23 protein-coding genes, 1 tRNA gene and 2 pseudogenes are annotated in these 26,501 nt (G+C 71.7%); 10 read left to right on the forward strand and 16 right to left on the reverse strand.

Features of this window, described 5'->3' with window-relative positions; genetic code table 11:
• Positions 1 to 406: 406 nt before the first annotated feature.
• The gene (locus V6U86_RS06720) at positions 407 to 664 is read left to right on the forward strand and encodes a DUF3040 domain-containing protein (protein WP_334499612.1); all 258 of its coding nucleotides are present in this window, start codon (positions 407 to 409) and stop codon (positions 662 to 664) included.
• A 25-nt stretch (positions 665 to 689) separates the two neighbouring features.
• Here the strand turns inward: V6U86_RS06720 and V6U86_RS06725 are convergent, their stop codons facing one another.
• The 4 genes and pseudogenes from V6U86_RS06725 to V6U86_RS06735 all read right to left on the reverse strand — a co-directional run bounded on the left by V6U86_RS06725 (position 690) and on the right by V6U86_RS06735 (position 5,709).
• On the reverse strand, positions 690 to 1,619 hold the full coding sequence (locus V6U86_RS06725) for an SWIM zinc finger family protein (RefSeq protein ID WP_442934886.1): 930 nt from the start codon (positions 1,617 to 1,619) through the stop codon (positions 690 to 692).
• Positions 1,616 to 4,402: pseudogene (locus V6U86_RS06730) on the reverse strand (DEAD/DEAH box helicase); the annotation flags it as partial. The pseudogene V6U86_RS06730 and the gene V6U86_RS06725, both read right to left, overlap by 4 nt.
• A gap of 95 nt (positions 4,403 to 4,497) precedes the next feature.
• Positions 4,498 to 4,990: pseudogene (locus tag V6U86_RS33340) on the reverse strand (ATP-dependent helicase); the annotation flags it as partial.
• A gap of 200 nt (positions 4,991 to 5,190) precedes the next feature.
• Positions 5,191 to 5,709, reverse strand: coding sequence for a DinB family protein (locus V6U86_RS06735; RefSeq protein ID WP_334499616.1), 519 nt, complete (start codon positions 5,707 to 5,709; stop codon positions 5,191 to 5,193).
• 82 nt (positions 5,710 to 5,791) lie between these two features.
• On the opposite strand from V6U86_RS06735, the gene V6U86_RS06740 reads away from it, so the two are divergent.
• On the forward strand, positions 5,792 to 5,998 hold the full coding sequence (locus V6U86_RS06740) for a hypothetical protein (RefSeq protein WP_334499618.1): 207 nt from the start codon (positions 5,792 to 5,794) through the stop codon (positions 5,996 to 5,998).
• Positions 5,999 to 6,006: 8 nt separating this feature from the next.
• Here V6U86_RS06740 and V6U86_RS06745 read toward each other — a convergent pair whose 3' ends face one another.
• Together V6U86_RS06745 and V6U86_RS06750 are read right to left on the reverse strand one after the other, a co-directional pair.
• Positions 6,007 to 7,149 (reverse strand): polysaccharide pyruvyl transferase family protein, encoded by a 1,143-nt coding sequence (locus V6U86_RS06745; protein ID WP_334499619.1) that lies wholly within the window; start codon positions 7,147 to 7,149, stop codon positions 6,007 to 6,009.
• 92 nt (positions 7,150 to 7,241) lie between these two features.
• Positions 7,242 to 7,721: a GNAT family N-acetyltransferase gene (locus tag V6U86_RS06750; RefSeq protein WP_334499621.1), complete on the reverse strand. Its 480-nt coding sequence runs from the start codon at positions 7,719 to 7,721 to the stop codon at positions 7,242 to 7,244.
• Positions 7,722 to 7,842: 121 nt separating this feature from the next.
• Here V6U86_RS06750 and V6U86_RS06755 point away from each other — a divergent pair, with 121 nt between their 5' ends.
• Both V6U86_RS06755 and V6U86_RS06760 read left to right on the forward strand, forming a co-directional pair.
• Positions 7,843 to 9,063 carry a glycosyltransferase gene (locus tag V6U86_RS06755; RefSeq protein WP_334499623.1) on the forward strand — a complete coding sequence of 407 codons (1,221 nt, stop codon included), beginning with the start codon at positions 7,843 to 7,845 and terminating at the stop codon, positions 9,061 to 9,063.
• On the forward strand, positions 9,060 to 9,683 hold the full coding sequence (locus tag V6U86_RS06760; RefSeq protein ID WP_334499625.1) for a Pr6Pr family membrane protein: 624 nt from the start codon (positions 9,060 to 9,062) through the stop codon (positions 9,681 to 9,683). The genes V6U86_RS06755 and V6U86_RS06760 overlap by 4 nt, the downstream gene beginning before the upstream one ends.
• Positions 9,684 to 9,688: 5 nt before the next feature.
• Here the strand turns inward: V6U86_RS06760 and V6U86_RS06765 are convergent, their stop codons facing one another.
• Positions 9,689 to 10,639, reverse strand: coding sequence for an HAD-IA family hydrolase (locus V6U86_RS06765; RefSeq protein ID WP_334499627.1), 951 nt, complete (start codon positions 10,637 to 10,639; stop codon positions 9,689 to 9,691).
• A 369-nt stretch (positions 10,640 to 11,008) separates the two neighbouring features.
• Here V6U86_RS06765 and V6U86_RS06770 point away from each other — a divergent pair, with 369 nt between their 5' ends.
• Positions 11,009 to 11,542, forward strand: a complete 534-nt coding sequence (locus V6U86_RS06770) for a hypothetical protein (protein WP_334499629.1) — start codon at positions 11,009 to 11,011, stop codon at positions 11,540 to 11,542.
• Between the two features lie 89 nt (positions 11,543 to 11,631).
• Here the strand turns inward: V6U86_RS06770 and V6U86_RS06775 are convergent, their stop codons facing one another.
• Positions 11,632 to 12,582 (reverse strand): NAD-dependent epimerase/dehydratase family protein, encoded by a 951-nt coding sequence (locus tag V6U86_RS06775; RefSeq protein ID WP_334499631.1) that lies wholly within the window; start codon positions 12,580 to 12,582, stop codon positions 11,632 to 11,634.
• 28 nt (positions 12,583 to 12,610) lie between these two features.
• Here V6U86_RS06775 and V6U86_RS06780 point away from each other — a divergent pair, with 28 nt between their 5' ends.
• Positions 12,611 to 12,832 carry a hypothetical protein gene (locus tag V6U86_RS06780; RefSeq protein ID WP_334499633.1) on the forward strand — a complete coding sequence of 74 codons (222 nt, stop codon included), beginning with the start codon at positions 12,611 to 12,613 and terminating at the stop codon, positions 12,830 to 12,832.
• 51 nt (positions 12,833 to 12,883) lie between these two features.
• Here V6U86_RS06780 and V6U86_RS06785 read toward each other — a convergent pair.
• The 7 genes from V6U86_RS06785 to V6U86_RS06815 all read right to left on the reverse strand — a co-directional run bounded on the left by V6U86_RS06785 (position 12,884) and on the right by V6U86_RS06815 (position 18,315).
• Positions 12,884 to 12,958, reverse strand: a tRNA-Val gene (locus tag V6U86_RS06785).
• A gap of 76 nt (positions 12,959 to 13,034) precedes the next feature.
• Positions 13,035 to 13,499, reverse strand: coding sequence for a peroxiredoxin (locus V6U86_RS06790; protein ID WP_334499634.1), 465 nt, complete (start codon positions 13,497 to 13,499; stop codon positions 13,035 to 13,037).
• 117 nt (positions 13,500 to 13,616) lie between these two features.
• Complete coding sequence (locus V6U86_RS06795; RefSeq protein ID WP_030330240.1) at positions 13,617 to 14,054, reverse strand: DUF3052 domain-containing protein; 438 nt, start codon at positions 14,052 to 14,054, stop codon at positions 13,617 to 13,619.
• A 112-nt stretch (positions 14,055 to 14,166) separates the two neighbouring features.
• Entirely contained in the window at positions 14,167 to 16,722 is a 2,556-nt protein-coding gene (locus V6U86_RS06800) for a thiamine pyrophosphate-dependent enzyme (RefSeq protein WP_334499645.1), read from the reverse strand.
• Positions 16,723 to 16,773: 51 nt separating this feature from the next.
• Positions 16,774 to 17,178, reverse strand: a complete 405-nt coding sequence (locus V6U86_RS06805; protein ID WP_334499939.1) for a MarR family winged helix-turn-helix transcriptional regulator — start codon at positions 17,176 to 17,178, stop codon at positions 16,774 to 16,776.
• Between the two features lie 235 nt (positions 17,179 to 17,413).
• Entirely contained in the window at positions 17,414 to 17,818 is a 405-nt protein-coding gene (locus V6U86_RS06810) for a YjbQ family protein (protein WP_334499647.1), read from the reverse strand.
• Positions 17,819 to 17,844: 26 nt separating this feature from the next.
• Entirely contained in the window at positions 17,845 to 18,315 is a 471-nt protein-coding gene (locus V6U86_RS06815) for a hypothetical protein (RefSeq protein ID WP_334499649.1), read from the reverse strand.
• A gap of 178 nt (positions 18,316 to 18,493) precedes the next feature.
• Here V6U86_RS06815 and aceE point away from each other — a divergent pair, with 178 nt between their 5' ends.
• Positions 18,494 to 21,232, forward strand: a complete 2,739-nt coding sequence (aceE, locus tag V6U86_RS06820) for a pyruvate dehydrogenase (acetyl-transferring), homodimeric type (protein WP_334499652.1) — start codon at positions 18,494 to 18,496, stop codon at positions 21,230 to 21,232.
• A 333-nt stretch (positions 21,233 to 21,565) separates the two neighbouring features.
• Here the strand turns inward: aceE and V6U86_RS06825 are convergent, their stop codons facing one another.
• Positions 21,566 to 22,012 carry an SRPBCC family protein gene (locus tag V6U86_RS06825; protein ID WP_112582592.1) on the reverse strand — a complete coding sequence of 149 codons (447 nt, stop codon included), beginning with the start codon at positions 22,010 to 22,012 and terminating at the stop codon, positions 21,566 to 21,568.
• Between the two features lie 188 nt (positions 22,013 to 22,200).
• Between V6U86_RS06825 and V6U86_RS06830 the strand changes: the two genes are divergently transcribed.
• The 3 genes from V6U86_RS06830 (at position 22,201) to gltX (ending at position 26,355) form a co-directional block, all read left to right on the forward strand.
• On the forward strand, positions 22,201 to 23,550 hold the full coding sequence (locus V6U86_RS06830; protein ID WP_334499658.1) for a GH1 family beta-glucosidase: 1,350 nt from the start codon (positions 22,201 to 22,203) through the stop codon (positions 23,548 to 23,550).
• Positions 23,547 to 24,824, forward strand: coding sequence for an MFS transporter (locus V6U86_RS06835; protein WP_334499660.1), 1,278 nt, complete (start codon positions 23,547 to 23,549; stop codon positions 24,822 to 24,824). The genes V6U86_RS06830 and V6U86_RS06835 overlap by 4 nt, the downstream gene beginning before the upstream one ends.
• A gap of 121 nt (positions 24,825 to 24,945) precedes the next feature.
• Positions 24,946 to 26,355 carry a glutamate--tRNA ligase gene (gltX, locus tag V6U86_RS06840; protein ID WP_334499662.1) on the forward strand — a complete coding sequence of 470 codons (1,410 nt, stop codon included), beginning with the start codon at positions 24,946 to 24,948 and terminating at the stop codon, positions 26,353 to 26,355.
• The last annotated feature ends 146 nt before the right edge of the window (positions 26,356 to 26,501 follow it).

Here is a 26,501-nt window from a genome sequence, read left to right on the forward strand (position 1 = left end):
GCCGGAAGCTGCTACCAGGCAGGTGCGGCAGGTGCGGCGACTGTTGCCTGAGGGGGTTGCTACGGCAAAGTAACCAAGGCCCCAGGGCCCTTCAAGGCGGCCGGAGCACCCCCGTGAGGGCACTTAAGACACCGTTCAGTGCGGCCTCGTCGGCGGGCGACGGGACGGATCCGCCCGCAGACTCTCCCAGCAGGGCGTACGCGCGCCAGCCGAGCACGGATCGGACCACCCCGCCGTACCCGACACTTTCGGCGTCGTTAACCACCAAAGGCAAACTTAAGGTCGGGGTAAGCCGGACATGAAGCGCGTTCGGATGGAGGAAAAGTAGCAGCAGCAGGCGAGCGTGAGCCGCCACCGCAGCGGGTATGCCGCCGAACCGCTGAACGCGTGAGGGGAAGGCAGCGCCATGCTCAGCAAAGAGGATCAGCGCAGATTCGACCAGATCACCCGTCAGCTCCGGGAAAGCGACCCGGCTTTCTTCAAGAAGCTCGACCACCGGGTCCGGGCCCGCAGGGGCCGCTATCTGATGTTGTTGACCATCGTGCTGTGGGCGTCACTGCCGGCGATAGCCGTGTTCGCCGGTCGGCTCACCGGGGCGATCTGCGCGGTGGTGCTGATGGTCAATGCCGCGATCATGTGGCGGTTCCGCCGCCGCTGGACATGACCGCTCAACCGCTCGACGGGACGGCTCACCGGTCCGCCGGGCCGAACGCCCGGTACGCGCGGCGCAACCGTTCGAGCATTCCCGGCCCACCGATGGCCGGGGCTGGCGCTCCGAGCTGGCGCAGCAGCAGGTCCGTGCCGGTCACCAGTCGGGGCGGGCGGTCCGGCAGCGGCACCGGCGCTGACCAGAACCGGTCCGCCGCCTCCGCCAGCGGCGTCGCCGACAGCCCGACGAGCGCGCGGGCGGCACCGACCGGCGCCACGACGTCCACCGCCGACACCACACCGTCCGGTTCGGACGGTTCGGCGACCGGCGGGGGCGGCGGGATGACACCGGTGGCCTCGGCCCGGCGGGCGCGCAGGGCGTCGAGCAACTCGGCGCGGGACCGACCGCGCCAGTGCAGCAGCTCGAACGGGTCCGCGTCGAACGCCTCGGCCAGCAGGTAGAACGTCGCCGCAAGGTGCTTGCAGGGCACCGCGAAGTCCGGGCAGTTGCAGCGCTGGGTCAGCTCGTCGACGCCTGCCGGAAAGAGCGGCGCGCCGGCGGCGGCGAACAGCTCCTCCAACTCGTCGGGCAGGTCCCCGGCGAGCAGCCGGGCGCTGAAGAACGCCTGCCCGGCCAGCTCGTCCTCGATTCGGGACCAGAGCGCGGCCGGGAACGGCTGCACCGCGATCGACACCTGGTACGGCTTCGGCCGGGAGCCCTGCACCACCGCGCTGACCCGTCCGGGGGTGACGTCGAGCGTGAGCACCTGACCGGCTCGCGCGTACGACCGCCCGCGGGTCAACCGGGTGCCGAGCGCGAACGACTCCAGCACCTCCAGGAAACGCCGCGACCACCAGGACCGGCCGATCGCACCCCGGGCGCTGCGCGCCCGCAGACCCCCGTCGACCCGACGGGGGCGCCCGTAGTCGGCGAACCGGTCGGTGCTCACGCCGGCGCTCCGCTCGCTCACTCCACCACCGCCCCGGCCTCCAGGGCGAACAGGTCCCGCAACTGGCCGGTGGACAGCTCGGTGATCCACTGCTCACCGGTGCCCACCACCCGCTCGGCGAGGCTGCGCTTGTCGGCGATCAGCGCGGCAACCTTCTCCTCCACCGTTCCGGCGCAGACGAACTTGCGGACCTGCACCCGTCGGCGCTGCCCGATCCGGAACGCCCGGTCGGTGGCCTGGTCCTCGACCGCCGGGTTCCACCACCGGTCCACATGCACCACGTGGTTCGCGGCGGTCAGGGTCAGCCCGGTGCCGCCGGCCTTGAGGGACAGGACGAACAGCGGCGGACCCTCCGCCGACTGGAAGCGCTGCACCAGGGCGTCCCGCTCGGCCTTGCCCAGGCCACCGTGCAGGAACAGCACCTCCCGACCGAACCGGGCCGACAGGTGACCGCGCAACATCGCACCGAACTCGGCGTACTGGGTGAAGAGCAGCGCCTTCTCCCCAGCCGCCAGCACCTCCTCCAGGATCTCGGTGAGCCGGGCCAGCTTGCCGGAACGGCCCTCCAACGGCGAGCCGTCGCGCAGCAGTTGGGCGGGGTGGTTGCAGACCTGCTTGAGTCGGGTCATCGTGGCCAACACCAGGCCGCGTCGCTCGATGCCGTCGCTGGTCTCGATCCGGGCGAGCATGTCGTCGACCACCACCCGGTAGAGGGCGGCCTGCTCGGCGGTGAGGTTGCAGAGCACCTCCATCTCCAGCTTCTCCGGCAGGTCGGAGATGATCGACGAGTCGGTCTTGAGCCGGCGCAACACGAACGGGCCGGTGATCCGGCGGAGCCGCTCGGCGGCCTCGGCGTCGCCGTTGCGTTCGATCGGCTCGGCGAACCGCTTGCGGAACGTCGCGGCCGGCCCGAGCAGACCCGGGTTGGCGAACTGCATGATCGACCAGAGGTCGGCGAGGCGGTTCTCCACCGGCGTACCGGTCACCGCCACCCGCTGCCGGGCGGGCAGCGCGCGCACCGCCTCGGCCTGTCGGGTCGACGCGTTCTTGATTGCCTGCGCCTCGTCCACCACCACCCGGTGCCAGTCGATGCCGGCCAGGTCGGCGGCGTCGCGGGCGGCCACCGAGTAGGTGGTGAGGACCAGGTCCGCGCCGTGCGCGGCCGTGGTGAACTCCGCCCCCCGCGCCCGCTCGGCACCATGGTGTACGTGCACCCGCAGCCCCGGGGTGAACCGCGCCGCCTCCCGCTGCCAGTTGCCGACCAGCGACATCGGACAGACCAGCAGGGTCGGCCCGGCCTCCGGTGGGTCCCCGGCGAGCAGCGCGAGCAGTTGCACCGTCTTGCCCAGCCCCATGTCGTCGGCGAGCACACCGCCCAGACCGAGTGAGCGCAGGAAGGCCAGCCAGGCGAGCCCACGCTGCTGGTACGGCCGCAGCGTCCCCTCGAAGCCCGGGGGCGGGTCCAGCGGGGTGAGCCGCCGCTCGACCGCGCCGGCGAGCAGATCCCCCAGCGCTCCGTCGGCGCTCACCTCCAGCACCGGCAGCGCGCCTGTGGCGTCGCCGTCGGCCAGCCCGAGGCGGAGCAGGTCGGCGACGGTCAGCTCGCCCGAGGAGCGGAGCAGGCGCAGACCGGCGGCGAGCCGCCCCGGGTCCAGCTCCACCCACCGGCCACGGAGCCGTACCAGCGGGGTCTTCATCTCGGCCAGCGCCGCCAACTCCTCGGCGGACAGCGGCTGGTCACCGAGGGCGATCTCCCAGCGGTAGTCGACCAGGGCGTCCAGGCCGACACCGCCATCGGTGCCACCCACAGTGCCCGGCGCGGTGCGGCTGCGCGCCCGCAACCGGGCGCCCAGGCGCGCCGACGGGCGCTGCCACCAGGACGGCAGCAGCACCCCGAAACCGGCCGAGTGCAGCACCGGGGCACCCGCGCTGAGGAACCGGTGCGCCCCTTCCACGTCGAGTTCCATCGCCTCCGGGGCGGCGGTACGCAGCGCCGCGTCCAGGTCCGGCCAGAGCCGGCTGGCCCGGCCCAGCTCGGCGAGGAGCGTCTCCTGCGGGCTGGTCGTCCGGCCGACCAGGCCGCCGAGGGTCTGCGGGGCCTGCCAGATGTCCCCGGCATCGACGTGCAGGCCGGGTTCGTCCGCGGCCTGCAACCCGAACTCCAACCGCCAGCGCCCGCCACCGGTCGACTCGACCGGCTCCGGCGCACTGTCGGCCGGCACCGCTCGGGTGGCCAGGATCGGTTCGGTGACCTCGTCGGGGGCCGGCTCGACCAGGCGGAAACTGGCCCGCACCGGCCCACCGGCCGCGTCGCGCTGCCACGCGTCCAGTTCGGAGGAGAGGACGGCCAGCCCGGCCGGGTCGATGGTGAAGTCCCGCTGTGGGCCGGCGAGCGCGGCCAACCAGGCCGGTGCCGGACCACCCGGGCGCAGCCCCCGGCCCAGCGTGGTGGTCGCCAGCGCTGCCCGCGCGGCAGCGTCGGTCAACGCGTCGAGCGCGTCCGCGACCAGCGCGGCGGCGGTCAGCTCGCCGACGGCAGAACCGGCGGTCGCCACAGCCTCGCTCTCGGCGCGTCGCTGAGCAGCGGCCAGCTCGCGCCCGCCAGAACCGGCGGTCGCCACAGCCTCGCTCTCGGCGCGTCGCTGAGCAGCGGCGGCGGTGGACGTCGGCAACGCGGCGGCAGCGGGCGGCACGACGGTGGCGCGGGCGGCAGGTGGCAGGGCCAGCGCCAGCGATCGCGCCCAGGCGGCGTCGGTGCCGGTCAGCAGCGGACGCCAGACCGCCTGCGCGGGCACCTCGCCGGCAGCGCCGGGCGTCACCGTCTCGGCAGCGCCGGAGGTCACCCGCGCGGCAGCGCCGGAGACCACTGTCGCGCCAGCGCCGAGCGGCCGGTCGCCCGTCGGCGTGCGTACACCGGGCAGGACGCGGCCACGGGTCACCAGGTCGGCGGCGAAGTCGGCCAGCTCGGCGAGGTGCCGCAGGGCGGCCCCGGGCACCGCCAGGATGCTGTCCAGGGACTGGAGCAGCGGCAGGGCGGCGTCCGGGGCGTACACCAGGATGGGGACCCGCCACCCGGCCAGGGTGAGCCGGCCACGGGCCGCAGGTGCGACGGTGGTGCGGATCAGCTCGGGTGAGTCGGTCGGCACGCCCGCCAGGGTCGGCAGGGTGAGCAGCGCGGTGTCCAGCCGGGTCGGCTCGGCGGCCTCGGCGAGGACGGCGGCCAGGTCGGTGTGCCCGGCGGCGAAGGGGTGCGGGCGTTCCCGGGCCGGGCGACCCGAACGCGGAGCGGGAATCGGCGCGGCGCTGTCCTCGGCCCAGACGGCAAGGCCGCCGGTGAAGCTGGCGCCGGTCGAATTGTCGCGGGGCAACCACAGCCCGTGGATGACCAGCACCTGCTCCCCCTCACCGCCGCCCGCGACCAGGATAGGCGGCCCGACAAACCAGGCACCCACACCCACCACCGCACCCACCACCACACCTGCGCGATCTTGCAGTTCGTGTCGACGATCCGCGAAGAATGCACCTTTTGTCGCAGCCGAAAGTGCAAGATCGCGAGGGCTGGAGGTGGAGGGGCAACACCGGTACCGAGGGTTCAGAGCGCGCCGCACTCGCCGTCGGTCAGCTCGCGCAGGATGTCGGCGTGGCCCGCGTGCCGGGCCGTCTCCTCGATCAGGTGCACCAGAATCCAGCGCACCGACACCTCACCGAGCTGCGGGTGCGGCACCACGTGGTCGAGGTCGACGCTCGCGACGATCTCCCGGGAGCGGGTGCAGGCCCGCTCGTACGCCTCGACGACCCCGGCGACGCTTTCCTCGTCGCTGAGCAGGAAGCTGGCCACCGCGTCTTCCTCGGAGGTCAGGTAGACGTCGCCGGGCTCCGGGGCCAACAGGGTCGGGAACCAGTTCCGCTCGACCATGCTCAGGTGCTTGACCAGCCCGAGGAGGGTGGTCGCCGAGGGCACCAGCCGGCGACGTGCGTCGGCGTCGGAGAGCCCGCGCAGTTTGCGCAGCAGCACGGCCCGGTGAAAGTCGAGGAACGAGGTCAGGACGGCGCGCTCGTCGCCGGTGCGGGCGAGCACCGGACCGAGCGTGGGATCGATCGTCTGCTCCATCCGCCGACCCTAGCCACGGGCGGGTCACCCCGCTGCCCCGCTATCCGCTGCGGGCGGGCGCTCTGCCGGGCAGGATGGGCGCATGGCTTCATCCGTGCAGATCCTTCTCGTCGGCGGCACGGCGGACGGGCAGACCGTCACCGTCGAACTGGACAGCAACGGCCGCCCGCCGCTGACCCACCACCACCTCGGCTCCGGTGGGCTGGCCGACGCGCAGATCTACGAGTTGGAGACCGCCCGCGAGGAGGGCCGCGAGTGGCGCTACCGGTGGACCGGCCCGGCGGTGTGACCGCCCGCTCAGACCCGGGTGAGGGTCTGGCTGCGCAGGCTCTCCAACACGCCGCGGGTGACCTCCGAGGTGCCCCGCGCCTGATCACACACATCCGCCACGCGCCGTGCGGTGGCGTCGGCGCGTTGCTCCCGCTCGTCCCAGAGTCGGTCGACCTCGGCCAGCAGTGGCCCCTCGACCTCCCGCTCCACGCCGCGTAGCGCCGGCACACCGAGCCGTTGGGCCAGGTCGAAGACCTTGCCGGCGTACGGCAGGGGCAGGAACGGCGTACCGACCATCGCCGCGAAGATCAGGAAGTGCAGGCGCATGCCGACGGCCAGGTCGAAGTGGCGCATCAGCCCCAGCACCTGCTGCGGAGAGTAGGTGCCGTGCAGGATCCGGCCCCGCTCGGCGGCGACCATGTGCGACAGCACCCCGTGAGCGTGCCGGATGTCGTCGCGTTCCATCGGCACGAACAGCACGTACGCGTCGATCCGGTGCACCAGGAAGTCGCCGATCTGCGCCAGCAGCCGGTGGTAACCGTCCACGTCGAGGCGTTCGGCGGCACGCCCCGGTTCCCGCACGCTGATCCCGACCAACCGTTTACCGACCGGCACACCTTCCTCGGCCAGCAGGTGGGCCGGGAACTCCTCCGGTTGCAGGAGGAACGCCGGGTCCGCGGTGACGGTGATCGGGTTGAGCAGGCCCGCCTCCTCCAGCACCATCCGGGACTCCTGGTCCCGGACGGTCACCTGGGTCGCGCTGGAGAGCGTCTCCCGGACCATGCCGGTGTCCACCGCGTCGCTGAGCGGCCCGACCCCCACCGCGTACGTGATCAGCGGCAGGCCCCGCTCCTGGGCGACCCGGACCACCCGCAGGTAGCGGCGGGCCTCCCGGTCGTAGAGGATGCCGCCGCCGCCCAGGATGAGCAGGTCGAGCTGGGCCAGGACCAGGGCCGAGTCGGTACGGCTCACGCCCTCCCACGGCACCGCTTCGACGTCCGGGTGCGCGGCCCGGGTGTGCTCCGGGTTCCGAGAGAAGACGATGATCCGGGCGTTCGGTTCCTGCGTACGCAGATCGGTGAGCAGGCCGGTGAGGATCGCCTCGTCGCCGAGGTTTCGCCCACCGTACGAGCCGAGCACACCGATGGTCAGTCCGGCGCCGTGCGTCATCCGTCGCTCCTCCCCAGGTGCGGTCCGCGCCGGTTTCCCGCTGGGCAGGTGAACAGTCCTGCCGGGGGGACCCTCGCTGGCCCTTCGCCAGCTCAGCCCGCCGGTTTGATCCGCTTCGCCATCTGCTGCGAGGTGACCTCGAAGCCCAGACTGCGGTAGAGGCCGATCGCCACGGTGTTCGTGCCGAAGACGTTCAGGCCCAGCTCGGGCACGCCGAGGTGGGCGAGTTCGACCTCGATGAGCTGGATCATCCGTCGTGCGTACCCACGCCCCCGGTGCTCCCCGTGCACCTCGATGTTGTGGATCCAGGCCTGGTCCGGGGCGGCGGCCGTCGGCAGGGTCACCCAGATCCAGCCGACCTCGGTGTCACCGGCCCGGGCCAATCGGAGCAGCGCGCCCTCGGTGGCCGCGCCCGCCGGCAGCGACTCCCCGATCTGGGTGACCGCCCGCTCGCGGGCCGCCTCGGGGGTCATCCCCCGGTGCGCCACCAGGTCCTCGGCGTACCCCTGCTCCAGTGCCCCCAGCAGACGGGCCAACTCCGGTGCCGTCATCGGCGTCAACGTCAACTCCACAGCGTCTCCCCCTTCGTCGTCGCCAGCGGGTAGTGCAGCAGAACCGGCCGGGCCACGCCAACAGATTCCGTCCGGGGCGCACGGGGCAGCCCGGGGTGCGCGGCCCAGCGACGATGGCGAGGTGCGGATCGCCCACATCAGCGACAGTCACCTCACCAACCAGGAGGGGGTGGCCACCTCGGTCGGCACCACCGTGGCTCTCCTGCGCGCCGCCGGGCACCGGGTCGTGCTGTACTGCCCCGGCCCACTGTCGCGGCGTCGCCGCCGACCGGGCGAAGTGCCCTCGCTGTCGGTGCCGACCCGGCCGTACCGGTTGGCACTGCCCCGGGCGCCCAGCGCACCGGTCGACGTGGCGCACGTGCACACGACCGGCCCGCTCGGCGTCGCCGGCCTGCGGTGGGCCGCCGACCGGGGCGTACCGACCGTGCTGACCTGGCACACCGACCTCGTGGCGTACGCGGCGCACTACCCGGAGATCCCGATCGGGGCCGGGTACGCCGGTCTGCGGCTGGGCCTGCGCTGGCGGGGCCGGGACCTGTGGGCGCTCGCTCACCCCGGGCCCGGTCGACAGGCCCGACTGGCGGCCCTCGGGCGAACCCTGCTGGCCCACACCAGCATCCTGATCGCCCCCTCGGCGAAGACCGCGACGATGATGGCGACGATGGCGGGGCGTACCCCCATCGTGGTCCTGCCGACCCCGGCCGCCGCGCCGCACGCCGACGCCGACGACCGGCGGCGGGTGCGGGCCCGGCTGGGCATCCCGGCGGGCGCGCCGGTGCTGCTCGCCGTGGGCCGGGCCACGCCGGAGAAGAACCCGGAGCTGCTGCTGGCCGCGTTCGCCCAGGTCCGCCGCGAGTTGCCGGCCGCCCAACTGGTGCTGCTCGGGGTCCGGCGGCATCGACTCGCGGTCCGCCGCATGGCCCGCCGGTACGATGTCGCCGGCGGGCTGCACCTGCTGCGCCCCGTGCCCCGCCACCGGGTCGGCGCCTACTACCGTGCGGCGGACGTGCTCGCGTTCACCTCCACCACCGACACCCAGGGCCTGGTGCTCGCCGAGGCCGAGGCGTACGGACTACCAGTGGCCATGGTGGACACCCTGCTGGTCGCGCGGCCCGGCACCGGCACCACCCGACCGGTCGCCGAGCCCACCCCGGAAGCGTTCGCGGCGTTGCTCACCCGGCTGCTGACCGAGCGGGACCTGCGCGCGGCCGTGATCCGGGACGGGCTAGCGGCGGCGGCGGCCTGGTCCGCCGAGCGTTACCTGACCGAGCTGGTCACGCTGTACGCGTCGCTGCCGCCCGTCAGCCCGGTGTCGGAGACCGGGCGCGGGTGGCCGTCGTGACGTCCATCGACGCGACGAGGGTGGCGGTGGTCGACCGGGTCCTGCGGGTGAGCACCGCGCTGGTGGTCGCCGTCGGGCTGGTCCTCGCCGCAGTCGCCGCCCGCGACGACCTTGTCGAGCTGCTGTTCTACTTCACCGTGCAGGTCGACCTGGCCTATCTGGTGGTGTTGCTGGCCGGCTGCGGTGACCGGTTGCGTACCGCGCTCACCGTCTACCTCGTCGGCACCGGGCTGGTCTTCGTCCTCGTGCTGGCCAACCCGTGGAGCGGCTACGCCATGGTGGCGAACCCCGAGGCTCGGGGGCTGGTCTCCGACGTCGGCAACCTGCTGCTGCACGCCGTGGCACCGCCGCTGGCCGCCGCCCAGTGGCTCAACCGACGACCTCGGGTCGCGCTGCGTCCGGCGTACGCGGTCAGCCTGCTCGGCTACCCGCTGCTGTGGCTGACGGCGATCCTGCTCCGGGGCGCCTTCGGCGGGGCCGAGGGCCGCTACCTCTACCCGTTCCTCGACGTACCCCGACTCGGCTATCCCATCGTCGCCCTCAACGCCCTGCTCTTCGGGCTCACGCTGTTCCTGATCGCGCTGACCGCCGTCCGCCTGACCAATCGCAGCGCTGGCTGACCCTGTCAGGGCGCCGGCGGCGTCGACTCCAGGTGGCGTGCCAGCTGCGCCAGGTCGGCAAGGCGCAGGTCGCCGTCGAGGCCTTTCAGCGCGGCGGTCATCGCACCGGCCGCCCGCCCAGCCCGCAGCCCCACTTCGGCGTCCTCGACGACGAGGCACCGCGCCACGGGCACGCCCAGCAGAGCGGCGGCCCGCAGATAGCCCTCCGGGTCCGGCTTGCCCACGCTGACGTCCTCCACCGTGACGAGCACCGGCGCCTTGATGCCGGCGGCGCCGAGCCGGGCCTCGGCAAGTCGCGCGTCGGCGCTGGTCACCACCGCCCAGGGCAGCCCCAACCGGGCCAGCGCGTTCAGCAGCTCGTGCGCCCCGGGGGTGGCCGTCACGTCGGACAGGTCGTCGTACTGCAACGAGAGCTGCCGCGCCGCTGCCGCGGCGACCGCGCTGTCGTCGAGCGCGGGCAGCAGCCGGCGGATGGTCCGGTCGGCGGGGCCGCCGTGCGCGATCGCCAGCGCCGCAGCGGGGTCGACGGCGTACTCGACGGCCCACCGCTCCCAGGCCCGCTCGACGGCGGCGTCGGAGTCGACCAGGGTGCCATCCATGTCGAACAGCACCGCATCAATGCCTGCCAGTTCCACGCCCACGCTCCCCTGATACTCGTCGAACGAGAATGACACCACCTCCGCCGAGCCTTCCAGCAACACCAGGTTGTACGCCTCGTCCACGGCGCGCATCGCCGCGTACGCCTCGTCGTGGCCGGACGCCGGCTCGTCCCCGCCGGCCTCGACCCACCGCCGGTATGCCTGGTCGCAGGCGCTCAGGAACCCGACGTACGCCTCCCGCCGCAGTTCGCCCCGGCGGGTCGCCCGCCGCTCGACGTTCTCCTGCCGGGCGACGGTGAGCTGGTGAGCAAGTTGCCGGCGGGTACTGAACGCCCCGACCATGCCGGTCAAGGCCACGGCGGCCAACGTGAACAGTGCGGTGGTAAGCGCGACGGCGACGCTGTGTCCTGCACCCGCCAATCATGGCGGTGCCAGGAATGGGTGCTCAGCGGGAGTTACCGCCGGGAGCCGAGCTGCCACGCCGGCACGGCCCCTCTACACCGGGCAAGAGCCGACCTTGTAAAGACAGACGACTGCAAATAGATTGATCTCTGCGAGAACGCGTTGTTCGTGAGCCCTGTTCCCGAGACCGTCGAGTGGTGTGCCTTCATCCGAACGGGGCTCCTCGCGCATTTGATGCGGCAGATGCCGCACCACCAAGTCACACGGGGGTGTCTCATGAAGTTGCACAGGACGAAGCAGGCAATCGGGGCCACAATGTTGGCGTTGACGCTGATCTGGCCGGCGACCGCCAGCAGCGCGACGGTGCCCGACGAGACGGCGACGAATTCATCCTTTGTCACCGATGACGAAACTCGGGCAATGCGGCAGGCGCTGCAGGCCGAGGTAAACCGGCGCACGACGCTGTCCGCGACGGGCTCCGTCTGCTACGCCGTTCACCTACAGAACATCCCCGGTTGGTTTTACCCGTATTGCGATGGGCAGATCGCCGGCACCACCGGCCAGAATCGACAGATCGAGGCGTTCGCCGTCACCGCCACGGGCGGCGTCTGCTATTCCGCCCACGTGCAGAACATCGGTTGGCAGTCGGAACGCTGCGACAACGAGGATGCTGGCACCATGGGCAGGAACCTCCAGTTGGAGGCCTTCAAGGTCAAGGCCACCGGAGCAATCCACCGAATCTGCTACGAGGCCCACGTGCAGAACCTCGGCTGGCAGGGGCAGCGTTGCGACGGTCAGGTGGCCGGCACCGTCGGGCAGAACCGCCAGATTGAGGCAATGGCCATGGACATGAAGTAACACGCGGGGTGTGGTCGCGGGGCCGCCGGCCCCGCGACCGCGCCGTGGCGGCTCGTCAGCAAAGTCGACGCCAGTCGCCGGAGGCATGCTCACTTGTTGCGGCTCAAGGGCCACGCTTCCCATGCGTCCGCAAGGATCTCGCTCAGCTTGGACCTTGCCGGGGTCCAGCCCAGAACGGTGTGGGCGCGGTTGATGTCGGCGATCAGCACCGGCGGTTCAGGCTTGGGCGGTTGACGGCGAATGGTGACCGGTTGGCCGGTGACCTGTTCGGCGGTGGCTACCACGGTGGCCATGCTCGTCCCGATGCCTGAGCCAAGGTTGATGGTCTGGCTGACACCTGGCGTGCAGACGGTCAGAGCGAGCCGGACTGCGGTAGCGACGTCGGCGACGTGCACGAAGTCCCGCACTGCTGCCCCGTCGCCGTTGAGAGTTACGTGGTCGAGTTCCCCCGTAATTGCGCGGAAGACATTCGGGATTATCCGTGTTCGGTCGGTGTCGGTAACGCCGTCGACGGCCCCCGCGATGTTGAAGGGCCGGAGGATGACCGCGCCGATTGCTCCGGTCGCCGCACACGCCGCGACCAACTGCTCAGCCGCGACCTTCGACGCCGCGTACGGGCTCTCGGGGTGTGGGTCGAGGTCTTCGGACAGTGCGCCATGGCGCTGCGAACCGTAGACGATGTTGGTGGAGGCGAAGACCAGAGAAGCCGGCGCGGTGGTCGTCCGTGCGGCGTCCAGTGCCATGAGCAGGTTCAGGGTGCCGGTCGCGTTGACGTCGAAGTAGCCCAGCGGGTCAGCGAACGAGTCCCGCCCGCTGATCAGCGCCGCAAGGTGTACGACTCCGTCGTACCCGCCCTCCTGGACGATCTCGGCGACCCGCGCACGGTCCCGGATGTCCCCCGTCACCAGCTCGACGCCGGACGGTGCGGTTCGGTCACCGCGACCCCGGGTCATGACCGTGACCCGGTGCCCGGCGGCAAGCAGGTCACGGGCTACGGCGCGGCCGAGAAATCCAAGGCCACCAGTTACCAGTACGTGCACGTCAGCTTCTCCCCAGGATCGTGCGGCGGTGTTCCCACGCGAGTTCAAGGCACCCGGCCGCCGCCGGCGCCACCCGCCCATTGGCGGTCAATTCGTCGATGGTGTGCCGGGTGAACGGCAGCGCCGACGTTGGCCGTACCCGCAGATGGCCATGACGACGAGGTACCAGCACCTAGCCCCGCAACTCATCGAGGGCATTGCTCGTCAGGTCGCCGGACTGCTCCGGAAGGCCGACTGGGACGACAACTGAGACGAAGAGGGCCACCGGTGACCCGAGGCCCTCTTCGCTTACTGGTCGGACTGGTGGGCGCGGCAGGTTTCGAACCTGCGACCCCCCGCTTGTAAGGCGGGTGCTCTCCCACTGAGCTACGCGCCCGGATCGCCCGTGTGGCGGGCCGGTGGCTGGCAAGCTTACCTGCCCACCACCGACCCGGGCGCACGGCGTACCCCGGTCAGCTGGTCGCTTCGGCGATGGCCTTGCGCCAGCCATGCTGGTCGCGGGCCTCGCCCGGGCTGTTCATCTCGGCGAAGCGGACCACGCCGGTCTTGTCGATGACGAAGGTGCCCCGGTTGGCGACGCCGGCCACGTCGTTGAAGACCCCGTACGCCTGGGCGACGGCGCCGTGCGGCCAGAAGTCGGCCAGCATCGGGAACTGGTAGCCCTCGCGGTCGGCCCAGATCTTGTGGCTGTAGGCCGAGTCGACGCTGACGGTCAGCACCTGGACGTCGTCGTTCACGTACTCGCCGAGGTTGTCTCGTATCTCGCTCAGCTCGCCCTGGCAGGTGCCGGTGAAGGCGAGCGGGTAGAAGACCAGCAGCACGGTGCGCCTGCCCCGGAAGTTCGCGAGGCGGACCTCCTGGTTGTTCTGGTCCTTGAGCACGAAGTCCGGCGCCTCGGCACCAACCTCGATGGGCATGGGAACTCCCCTTGCTGCTCGACCTCGCCGGTGCCGGCGACGGCGTATGAGTCGGGTGAACGGCGCCAGCCTGCTACCCGACGGTGGGGGACCGTCGGGCGCGCGGAGCGGCGCTGGCTACTTCTTGGCCTTGGCCCCTCGACGCAGCACCAGACGTGCGCCGCTCCAGTCCCGGCCGGCGTTCACGGTCGAGGTCTGCTGAAGGCCGGCGGTGGGCGCGGACTCCGCGACCTCGCTCGGCTCGACATGCCCCTCGCGCCCCGCCTTCGGGGTGAGCAGCCACACGACGCCGTTGTCGGCCAGCGGGCCGAGGGCATCGACGAGCAACTCGAAGAGGTCACCGTCGCCGTCCCGGTACCAGACCAGCACCGCGTCGACCACCTCGTCGGTGTCCTCGTCGACCAGATCTCCACAGCGGTCGGTCAGGGCGTCTCGGAGATCCTGGTCGACGTCGTCGTCGTACCCCATCTCCATGACGACCATCCCCGGTTCGATTCCGAACCGGTCCGCCAGGCTGCGAACCCCGTCGGCGGCCTGACCAGCGGTCGCGCTCACTGTCGCGTGCCTCCTCATCTCGTCCCTGCTCGCGGCGTCGGTGCGACGCCGTCAGGCAAAGTCCACACAGTTGTGCGTCCGCGCGCAAGTGGCGCACCGGGTGGAACGGAATTTACCGTGCCAGCAGCGTACGGGCACCGTCGGTAATGGCTTCCTCGGAGACCAGTACGTGACGTGCTGCCGGACCTAATGGTACAAACGAGTCAACTCCCGCCACTCGCCGTGCGGCGCCGACATATCCGGCGTCGACCAGCGCGGCGATCACGCCCTCGCCGACCCCGCCGGAACGGCGCGTCTCGTCCACCACCAGCACCCGGCCGGTCGCTGCGGACTCCCGGATGATGTCGGCCACCGGCAGCGGGGCCAGCCAGCGCAGATCCACCACGCGGGTGCCCACCCCCTCCTCGGCGAGGACGGCCGCGGCCCGCAGCGACATCCGTACCCCGTTACCGAAGGTGATGATGGTGAGGTCGTCCGCCGAGCCGACCCGGTAGACCCGGGCCCGCCCGATCGGCACGTGCCCGGCCACCCACCCACCCGGCTCCGGATAGCCGGCCAACCACTCCCCATCACCATCCGCGTACAGGTCACGGGTGTGGTAGAGCGCGATCGGCTCCAGGAACACGCACACACTGCCGTCCACCGCCGCGCTCGCCAGGCAGGTCCGCAGCATGGGCGCGGCATCGTCCGGCCGCGCCGGCACCGCGACCACCAGACCGGGCACATCCCGGAGTACGGCCACCGAGTTGTCGTTGTGGAAGTGCCCGCCGAACCCCTCCTGGTACGCCAGCCCGGCCACCCGCACCACCATCGGGTTGCGGAACGCCCCCTGCGAGAAGAACCGCATGGTGGCCGCCTCACCGCGCAACTGGTCCTCGGCGTTGTGCAGGTACGCCAGGTACTGGATCTCCGGCACCGGCAGCATCCCGGCCAGCCCGGCACCGAGGCCCAGCCCGAGCACCGACGTCTCGTCGAGCAGGGTGTCGAAGACCCGGGCCGCCCCGAACCTGTCGCGCAGCCCCTTCGTCACCCCGTACACGCCGCCCTTGGCGGCCACGTCCTCACCGAAGATCGCCATCTGCGGGTGGTCGAGCATCCCGTCGGCGAGTGCGGCGTTGATGCTCTGCGCCAACGTCATCGGCCCGGCCAGCTCCGGCGGCTTACCACCGAACGCCTCAGCCCGGGCACCCGCGCCCGGGCCGCTGGCCCGCGCCGCCGCGTCCGCCACCGCCCGCGCCACCCGCACCGGACGGCGGGGCGCCAGCGCCGACACCACGTCGGCCGCTGCGGCCAGCTTCGGCTCGCCCAGCACCTCCTCGGCCAGCCGGCGCACCTGCCAGCCGGTCTCGTCGTACCGGGCCAGCAGCTCCTCGCCGGTCGCCACGCCTGCGTCGACCAGCAGCCGCGCGGTGGCGGCCACCGGGTCCCGGCCCACGTCCGCGGCCAGCTCGGCCGGGCTGCGGTACGCCGACTCCGCGTCCGCGCCGGCGTGCCCCATCAGCCGCACGGTGCGCAGGTGCAGCACAGCCGGCCGCCGATTGCGGCGTACCCAGGCCGCGGCCTCCGCCGCCACCGCGTACGTCTGCACCGGGTCGGCGCCGTCCGCGCTGAAGTAACGGATGCCCGGCTTGGCCCGCAGGGTCGCCTCGACCCAGCCCTCCGGCGAGCGGACGCTGATGCCCAGCCCGTTGTCCTCGCAGACGAAGAGCACCGGGATCCGCAGGCCGGCGTGGTCGTACCAGCCGGCGGTGTTGAAGGCGGCGGTGGCGCTGGCGTGGTTGACCGAGGCGTCGCCGAACGAGCAGACCACGATCGCGTCCGGTGGCCAGGGCGCGTGCGTGGCGCCGGCGCCGCTGCCGACCCGCACCCCGGCCCCGGTACGCCGTCCGGCGCTGTCCAGCCGGCGCAGCCGCTCCACGGCCAGTCCCATCCCCACCGCGCGGGGCAGGTGCGAGGCGATGGTGGAGGTGGTCGGCACGATGGCCAGGTCGGCCCGGCCGAACACCTTGTGCCGACCACCGGCGATCGGCTCAAGGCTGGAGGCGACCATCCCGCGCAGCACGTCGCGGGCCGCGTCGGCGTACGCCGCGAACCCGTTGGCGGCCCCGGTTGCCGAGACCGGTTCGGGCCCGGACGGCTCCGACTCGGCCAGCCGCGGACCGGCGCTCGACTCGGGATCGCGGGTCGACTCGCCATCGACTGTGGCTTCGGGATCGGCGGCCGGCCCGGAGCCGGCGGTCAGTGTCGGCTCGGCGGCGGCGGTCAGCGTCGACTCGGCCGCGGCGGTCAGTGTCGGCTCGGCCGCGGTCAGCGTCGGCTCTGCGGCGGCCTGGGCGGCACGGAGGCAGTAGAAGGCGCCCGATCGGTAGTGCAGCAACGCCGGATCGGTGGGACGCAGCGCGGCGGCGACCGCCGCGTTGCCCTCGTGCCCGGCGGAGCCGATGGTGTAGAAACCCTCCCCGAAGCTGCGCAACCAGCGGCCGGCCAGGTCGAGCTGCCGGCTGGTCACCTGCGCGTCGAACAGGTCCAGCACCTGCGCGCCGGTCAGTGGGGCGTCGTCGGTGACCGGGTCGGCGGGGTCACGCCGCCGCTCGGCGGCGGGCAGCGCCGCCAGCGTCTCCCGGAACCGGTCGTCGAGATCTTGCGGGGTGGTCACGTCGGACAGCATTACCGACGGAAGCCTTGCTCGCCCAGTGGGACACGGCCGGCGGGGGTGCGCTCACTGCGGGCCGCAGGCCTCCGGACAGCCGCCGTCGGACACCTTCCAGACCAGGTCACGAAGGGCGGTCAGCTCCTCGTCGCTCAGCCCGGACAGGAGTCGGGAGTCGGACATCACCTCGATCACCCGGGCCCGGACGGCCCGGCCCTCCTCGGTCACCAGCAGTGTCTTCTGCCGCCGGTCCGTCGGCTCGGTGCGGCGCTCCACCAGCCCGGCCTGCTCCAGCTTGTCGACCAGCACCGTCACGTTCGACCGGTCGCAACCCAGCTGACCGGCGAGATCCCGGGCCGGCAGCGGGTGGTCCGGATCCAACTCCCGTAGCGCCCGGGCCGCCGCCGGTGTGAGCCCAACCTCGGCGAACGCGCTGCTCTGCCGGTGTCGTACCGCGTCGCTGACGTGGGCCATCCGGCGCAGCACGTCGGCCGCGAGACCAGCCCGATCCACCGGCCCGCCCAACACGAACCCCACCTGCCCCGTCACGACCACATCGTACGGGCCACGCCCGCCCACCCCAGCCCAGCCTGATCACCCCCCCGCTCGCGCTCCCTCCGCGCCGATCTTGCAGTTTCGGTTGCCCGAATGAGTGGGATGCCCCTTTTGTCGGGACAGCAAGTGCAAGATCGCGGAGATTGGGGCTGGGTCAGGCGGGGAGGAAGGAGAGGCGGACCTGGCGGGTCGGGTTGTCGCCGTTGGTGTCGACGAGACAGATCGACTGCCAGGTGCCGAGCGCCAGCCGGCCGCCGAGCACCGGCAGGGTCGCGTACGGCGGGATGAACGCCGGCAGCACGTGATCGCGGCCGTGGCCGGGCGAGCCGTGGCGGTGCCGCCAGCGGTCCTCGGCGGGGAGCAGGTCGGCCAGCGCGCTGAGCAGGTCGTCGTCGGAGCCCGAACCGGTCTCGATGATCGCCAGCCCGGCGGTGGCGTGCGGCACGAAGACGTGCAGCAGGCCGTCACCCTCGCCTGAGACGAACTGCTGGGCCTCCGCGGTGATGTCCCGGACGGTCGGCCGGGACCCGGTCTGGACGGTGATCACGTCGCTGCGCATACGTCGCATTCTGCCGCAGTGTGACGTCAGGAGCCGCCGCCACCGCCGCCCGAGTCGCCACCGCCCGACCAACCTCCACCGGAGTCGCCACCGGACCCGCCTCCGCCGGAGTCGCCACCGGACCAGCCCCAGCGGGACCAGCCGCCCCCGGAGTCGCCGCCGCCGACCGCTTCCGAACCGCCCGAGTTGTCGTGCCCGCTGTCGCGCTGGCGGTCGACGTGCCAACCGCTGCCGGTGTCGCCGGAGGGCGCCGGGTAGGGGTGGTACCCCGCGCCGTCGGTGTCCGGGCGGCCGCGACGGCCGGCCGGGCCGCTCGGCCGCGCCGCGCGGACCGCCGCGCGCAGCAGGGCCGTGCCGAGCACGACCAGGAGGGCGCCGAAGACCACCAGCCCCACCATCGCCAGGTCGCCGGAGGCGAAGGCGACCACGCCGATGACCAGGCCCGCCACTCCGACAACGATCATGCCCGTGGCGACCGCGACATGGCCTCTGTTCATGGCCGTGACGGTAGGAGGGGCGGTCAAACCGCTCAGGTTCCACTCGGTCGTCGCGCTAAGTTACCGGCGAGTACCTGTGTTCAGCATCGCGTCCGGGGGGCCTAGACGTGACGAGGGGTGCCACCAGGGGGCAGGATGGCGCTAGAGACCTATCCCACACACAACCGAGGGAACGCCTGTGGCTACGGAACGCAAGCGCCCGGTGATCAGCGACGGCCTACCGAGCCAGCTTCCGGACATCGACCCTGAAGAGACCAGCGAATGGGTCGAGTCGCTTGACGGTGTCATCGACGAACGCGGCGCCAAACGCGCCCGCTACGTCATGCTGCGCCTGCTGGAGCGGGCCCGTGAGCGCCAGGTCGGGGTTCCGCCCCTGACCACCACCGACTACATCAACACCATCCCGTCGGAGCGCGAGCCCTGGTTCCCGGGTGACGAGCACGTCGAGCGGCGGATCCGGGCGTACGTCCGGTGGAACGCCGCCATGCTGGTGCACCGGGCGCAGCGTCCGGAGATCGGCGTCGGCGGGCACATCTCCACCTTCGCCAGCTCGGCGTCGCTCTACGAGGTGGGCTTCAACCACTTCTTCCGGGGCAAGAACCACCCGGGCGGTGGCGACCAGATCTTCTACCAGGGCCACGCGTCCCCCGGCATGTACGCGCGGGCGTTCCTGGAAGGGCGGCTCAGCGAGCACCAGCTCGACGGGTTCCGCCAGGAGCTGTCGCACCCCGGTGGTGGGCTGCCCTCGTACCCGCACCCTCGGTTGATGCCGGACTTCTGGGAGTTCCCCACCGTCTCGATGGGTCTCGGCGGTCTCAACGCGATCTACCAGGCCCGGTTCAACCGGTACCTGCAGCACCGCGGCATCAAGGACACCTCCCAGCAGCACGTCTGGGCGTTCCTCGGCGACGGCGAGATGGACGAGCCGGAGACGCTCGGCGCCATCGGCGTGGCCGCCCGCGAGGAGCTGGACAACCTCACCTTCGTGATCAACTGCAACCTCCAGCGGCTGGACGGCCCGGTCCGGGGCAACGGCAAGGTCATGCAGGAGTTGGAGGCGTTCTTCCGGGGTGCCGGCTGGAACGTGATCAAGGTTGTCTGGGGCCGCGAGTGGGACCCGCTGCTCGCCGCGGACACCGACGGCGCGTTGGTCAACCTGATGAACACCACGACCGACGGCGACTACCAGACCTACAAGGCGGAGTCGGGCGCCTACGTGCGGGAGCACTTCTTCGGCCGTGACGCACGGACCCGCAAGATGGTCGAGCCGCTCAGCGACGACGAGATCTGGAACCTCAAGCGGGGTGGGCACGACTACCGCAAGCTCTACGCGGCCTACAAGGCGGCCACCGAGCACACCGGTCAGCCCACCGTCATCCTGGCGAAGACGATCAAGGGCTGGACGCTCGGCTCGCACTTCGAGGGCCGCAACGCGACCCACCAGATGAAGAAGCTGACGCTGGAGGACTTGAAGACCTTCCGCGACCGGCTCTACCTGGACATCCCGGACTCGGCGCTGGAGGACAACCCCTACCTGCCGCCGTACTTCCACCCGGGCGAGAAGTCCGACGAAATGGCGTACCTCAAGGAGCGGCGCGAGCAGCTCGGCGGATACCTGCCGTCCCGGCGGACCAGCACGAAGCGGCTGGCCATCCCCGGCCCGGAGCGGTTCGCCGACATCAAGCGCGGCTCGGGCAAGCAGAAGGTGGCCACCACGCAGGCCTTCGTCCGGCTGCTCAAGGACGTGATGAAGGACAAGGAGTTCGGCAAGCGTTGGGTGCCGATCATCCCGGACGAGGCCCGCACCTTCGGTCTCGACTCGATCTTCCCGACCGCGAAGATCTACTCGCCGCACGGCCAGCGCTACACCTCGGTCGACCGCGAGCTGTTCCTGTCGTACAAGGAGTCGACCTCCGGGCAGATCCTGCACGAGGGGATCAACGAGGCCGGTTCGGTGGCCTCGTTCACCGCGGCCGGCTCGGCGTACGCCACGCACGACGAGCCGATGATCCCGATGTACATCTTCTACTCGATGTTCGGGTTCCAGCGGACCGCCGACGGGCTGTGGGCGGCGGCCGACCAGATGGCCCGGGGCTTCCTGCTCGGCGCCACCGCGGGTCGGACGACGCTCAACGGTGAGGGCCTTCAGCACGAGGACGGGCACTCGCTGCTGATCGCCGCCACCAACCCGGCCGTGGTCGCGTACGACCCGGCGTTCGCGTACGAGATCGCGCACATCCTGGAGCAGGGTCTGCACCGGATGTACGGGGACGCTCAGGAGAACGTCTTCTACTACCTGACGGTCTACAACGAGCCGACCCTGCAGCCGGCCGAGCCGGCCGACGTGGACGTGGAGGGCCTGCTCAAGGGCATCTACCGCTACTCGCCGGCACCGCAGGTCGACGGCCCGAAGGCCAACCTGCTCGCCTCGGGCACCGGGATGCAGTGGGCGCTCAAGGCCCAGCAGCTGCTCGCCCAGGACTGGGGGGTGGGCGCCGACGTCTGGTCGGTGACCTCCTGGACCGAGCTGCGCCGCGACGCGGTGGAGACCGAGGAGTACAACCTGCTCAACCCGGGCGCCGAGGCGAAGGTTCCGTACATCCAGCAGAAGCTGGCCGACGCGGACGGGCCGAAGGTCGCGGTCAGCGACTTCATGCGTGCGGTACCGGATCTGATCGCCCGCTGGGTACCCGGCGACTACACGTCGCTCGGCACCGACGGTTTCGGCATGTCGGACACCCGGCACGCGCTGCGCCGGCACTTCCACGTCGACGCGGAGTCGATCGTGGTGGCCACGCTGCGGCAGCTCGCCCGCAGCGGCGCGGTGGCGACCACGGTGCCGGCCGAGGCCGCCAAGAAGTACGCGATCGACGACGTGAACGCCGCCCCGGTCGGCGAGACCGGCGGCGACAGCTAGACCCGTACGACCAACGAGGGCCCGGCACGCGACCGCGTGCCGGGCCCTGTCTTTCGGTACGCCTCGCGCCGGGGTCCGCGCCGGGGTCCGCGCCCGGCCCCTCGCGGCTGCCGACCGCACGATCACGCTCGAACGTGGATGTAGTGGCCTCACGGACCGGCCGAAGCCACTACATCCACGATCGAGCACGAACCCCCACGAGCGACGCGAGCGACACGGGCGATGCGGGCGACGCGAGCGACACGGCGGGTACGGCAGCGGCGGTGGTCCGGGAGCCCTGGCGGGGATCCGGACCACCGCCGTCGCGGGTGACGCCGGGAGGATGGGCGCTCGTCAGCCGACGGCGGCCAGGTCGGTGAGCCGGGCCAGCGAGTCCTCCAGGTCGGCGCCGACCCGACGCAGTCCGAGGCGCAGCAGGGCCGCCTTGACCGGGCCGGCCGGCCAGCGGACCACGATGAGGCGCACGATGGTTCCGCCCTCCTCCTCGTCTCCGGTGAGCTGGACGTAGATCTCGGTGCGCGCCTCCGCACGAGCACCGGCGCCCTTGGCCCGTTCCCGCCAGCCGATCAGCGTCGGCTCCTGGTAGGCGATCACCTCGGCCTCATGCGCCGAGCCGCGCCCCGCCTGGACAAGTTGTCGCCGCCCGAAGCCCTCTCCCGAGAGCACTTCGGCCGCGCGGACCCCGGCCAGCCAGGCCGGCAACTGCTCGGCCCGCTGCACGACATCCCAGACCACTTCAATTGGCGCCGCCACGTGCGCACTGCGTTCCACGAGGATCATTTCCGTCTTTCCTCCGGTGAGGACATCCCACGATATCGGCACTCTATGCGTTAAATCGGACTTACCAGGACGGGTTCGGAAAAAGACACGCCGATCAACCATTGCGTATTGCGCCAGCCCGGCCTATGGCGCATTCATCGAGAGCGCCCTAAAGTCCCGAGCACGTTTCACGTTGACCGGGAGGGCGCATGTCGACCGCACCGATGCCCCAGTTCCCCACCGGCTTCCGCTGGGGCGTCTCCACATCGGCCCACCAGATCGAGGGCGCCACCACTGCCGACGGCCGAGGTCCGTCCATCTGGGACACCTTCGCGCACTCCCCCGGCCGGATCAGCGACGGCAGCAGCGGCGAGGTGGCCTGCGACCACTACCACCGGCACAGCGAGGACACCGCGCTGCTGGCCGGGCTTGGCGTCTCCGCGTACCGGTTCTCCATCGCCTGGCCCCGGATCCAGCCCACCGGCGCCGGCCCGGCCAACCCGGCCGGCCTGGACTTCTACGACCGGCTGGTGGACGAGTTGCTGGCCGCCGGCATCGACCCGGTGGCCACCCTCTACCACTGGGACCTGCCGCAACCGCTGGAAGACGCCGGCGGCTGGCTGCAGCGCGACACCGCCGCCCGGTTCGCCGAGTACGCCGAGAAGACCGCCGCCCGGCTCGGCGACCGGGTCCGGCTCTGGATCACCCTGAACGAACCGTTCATCCACATGAGCCTCGGCTACGGCATGGGTGTGCACGCCCCCGGCCGGATGCTGCTGTTCGACGCCTTCCCGGTCGCCCACCACCAACTGCTCGGGCACGGGCTGGCGGTCGCCGCGCTACGGGGGCACACCACCAGCCCGGTGGCGATCGCCAACAACTACTCGCCGGTGCGGGTGCTCGGCGACAGTGACGCCGACCGGGCCGCCGGGGCGGCGTACGAGGCACTGCACAATCGACTCTTCACCGACCCGCTGCTCGGCCGCGGCTACCCGGAGCTACCCGGCCTCGACGCGAACGTCATCCACCCCGGCGACCTCGAAACGATCGCCGCACCGATCGACGTGCTCGGGGTCAACTACTACAACCCCACCGGCGTACGGGCAGCCGAAGAGGGTTCGCCTCTGCCGTTCGACCTGGTCGCGCTGGACGGCTACCCGCGTACCGCCTTCGACTGGCCGGTGGCCCCCGACGGGCTGCACGAGCTGCTCGGCTGGCTGCGTGACACCTACGGCGACGCGCTGCCACCCATCGAGATCACCGAGAGCGGCTGCGCGTACGACGACACACCCGACGCCGACGGGCAGGTGGCGGACCCGGATCGGATCGCGTACCTCGACGGGCACCTGCGTGCGGTCCGGGCCGCCATCGACGACGGGGTGGACGTGCGCGGGTACTTCGTCTGGTCGCTGCTGGACAACTGGGAGTGGGCCGAGGGGTTCACCAAACGCTTCGGTCTGGTGCACGTCGACTACGCCACCCAGACCCGTACGCCGAAGTCGTCGTACACCTGGTTGCGGGACATGATCGCGGCCAGCCGGCCGGGGTCGGCGCGGTGACCACCCTCGACCCGACGCCGGCGTCGCTGCCGGCGGCGCTCGCCGAGCCGACGGTGCCGGTACGGCGCGGCTGGATCGGCCTGATCTTCGCGGCCAACCTCGGCGTGTGGATGGCGTTCTTCACGCCCATCCAGGTGCTGCTGCCGCAGCAGATCGAGCAGATCGCGCCCGGCGACAAGGAGAACATGCTGGCCGTGGTCACCGGCCTCGGCGCGCTGGCCGCGGTGCTGGCCAACCCCCTCGCGGGCGCGCTCTCCGACCGGACCTGCCTGCGGATCGCCGGCCGCGAACTCGGTCGTCGGCACGTCTGGACGGCGGGCGGGGCCGTGCTCGGCGCGGCGGCCCTGATCCTGCTGGCCCAGCAGCGGACCATCCTCGGGGTCGCCCTCGGCTGGGTCGCCGCGCAGATCTGCTTCAACGCGATGCTGGCCAGCCTCAGCGCGGCCGTCCCGGACCGGGTGCCGGTGACACAGCGCGGCGGCGTCTCGGGTTGGGTGGGCATCCCGCAGGCGCTCGGGCTGGTGCTCGGCGCGGTGCTGGTCACCGCCGTGGTCACCGGAAACGCCGCGGGATACCTGGCCATCGCCGTGGCCATCCTGCTGCTGTCGCTACCGTTCGCGCTGCTCACCCCCGACGAACCGCTGCCCCGTACGCATCGGCCGGCGCTCCGGACGCGGGCACTGCTGGCCTCGATGTGGATCAGCCCCCGCCGACACCCGGATTTCGCCTGGGCCTGGATCACCCGGTTCCTGGTCCAGTTGGGCAACGCGCTCGGCACCCTCTACCTGCTGTACTTCCTCAGCGACGGGGTACGTCACCCCGACCCCGAGGGCGGTCTGCTGGTGCTGATCCTGCTCTACACGCTCGGCATGATGCTGACCGCCGTGGTCGCCGGTCGGCTGTCCGACCGGTCCGGCCGCCGCAAGATCTACGTGATCGCCTCCGGGTTGATCATGGCGGTGGCGGCGCTGCTGCTCGCGGTCGCGCCGGTCTGGCCGATGGCCATCGTCGCGGCGCTGCTGCTCGGCGCCGGCTACGGCGTCTACCTCTCGGTGGACGCCGCGTTGATCACCCAGGTGCTGCCCCGGGCCACCGACCGGGCCAAGGACCTCGGCGTCATCAACATCGCCAACTCGGCGCCGCAGGTGCTCGGCCCGGCGCTCTCCGCACCGCTCGTTGTGTATCTGGGCGGCTATCCCACGCTCTACGCGGTCACCGCCGTGGTCACCCTGCTCGGCAGCGCCCTGGTCGTCAAGATCCGCTCGGTTCCGTGAGCCAGGGCGTGTGTCAAAGCTTCGGTCGAGCCGAGGCGGAGTCCAGGCCGGCCAGGGGCTTCGACACACGCCCTGGGGGCCGTGGCGGAAAGCAGTCGCGCACCGCCGTAGGCTGGGGGACGTGACAGTACGTGTGCGCTTCGCCCCCTCCCCGACCGGTATGTTCCACGTCGGCGGTGCCCGCTCGGCACTACAGAACTGGATCTACGCCAAGCAGCAGGGCGGCGTGTTCGTGCTGCGCATCGAGGACACCGACGCGGCGCGCAACAAGCCCGAGTGGACCGAGGGCATCCTCTCCGCGCTGGACTGGATCGGCATCTCCCGGGGCAGCTACGAGGGCCCGTACTTCCAGTCGGCGAACGCCGGCGAGCACCGGGCCGCCGCCGCCCGGCTCTACGAGTCGGGCCGCGCCTACTACTGCGACTGCACCCGGGAAGACGTGCAGGCCCGCACCGGCTCGCAGTACCAGGGCTACGACGGCTACCACCGCGACCGTGGCCTCGGCCCCGGCCCGGGGCACGCGCTGCGCTTCCGTACGCCCGACGAGGGCGCGACCGTGGTGATCGACCTAATCCGTGGTGAGCCCACCTTCGAGAACAAGCTCATCGAGGACTTCGTCATCGCCCGGGGCGACGGCTCGCCGGTCTTCCTGCTGGCCAACGTCGTCGACGACATGACCATGGGGATCACCCACGTGATCCGGGCCGAGGAGCACCTGCCCAACACTCCCAAGCAGCAGCTGCTCTGGGAAGCCCTCGGGGTCAAGCCGCCGATCTGGGCGCACGTGCCGGTGGTGGTCAACGAGAAGCGGCAGAAGCTCTCCAAGCGCCGGGACAAGGTCGCCCTGGAGGCGTACCGCGACGAGGGTTACCTCGCCAGCGCGATGCGCAACTACCTCATGCTGCTCGGCTGGGCCCCCTCCGGCGACCGGGAGATCGTTCCCTGGTCGGTGATCGAGGACGAGTTCCGGCTGGACGAGGTCAACCTCTCCTCGGCGTTCTTCGACGAGAAGAAGCTGCGCGCGTTCAACGGCGAGTACATTCGCGCGCTGCCGGTGGCCGAGTTCGTCGACGCCTGCCAGCCGTGGTTGACCGGCACCGACACCATCGCGCCGCCGCCGTGGCAGCCGGAGGAGTTCGACGCCGACGCGTTCGCCGCGGTGGCGCCGCTGGCCCAGACGCGGATCGCGGTGCTCAGCGAGATCGTGCCGAACGTCGACTTCCTCTTCCTGGCCTCGCCGCTGATCGACGAGGCCGCGTGGACCAAGACGATGAAGGACGGCTCCGCCGAACTGCTGGACGACGCCGTCGCGGCGTTCGAGGCGCTGGAGTCCTGGGATGCCGAGTCGTTGAAGTCGACGCTGGAGGCGGTCGGCGCCGAGCGGGGGCTCAAGCTCGGCAAGACGCAGGCGCCGGTGCGGGTCGCGGTCACCGGCCGCACCGTGGGTCTGCCGCTGTTCGAGTCGCTGGAGGTGCTCGGTCGCGAGCGCACCCTGACCCGGATCCGCGCCGCCCGCCTACGCCTGGTCTAATCCCCGCCCCGCCCCGCCCCGCCCCGCCCCGCCCCGCCCCGCCCCGCCCCGGCCCGGCCCGGCCCGGCCCGCCCCGGCGATCTTGCACTTTCGGTTGTCGACATGAGCGGAAACGCACCCTGTGTCGGGACAGAAACTGCAAGATC

The sequence above is a fragment of the Micromonospora sp. CPCC 205558 genome (assembly GCF_036902955.1).
In the GTDB taxonomy this organism is placed as follows: Bacteria; Actinomycetota; Actinomycetes; order Mycobacteriales; family Micromonosporaceae; genus Micromonospora.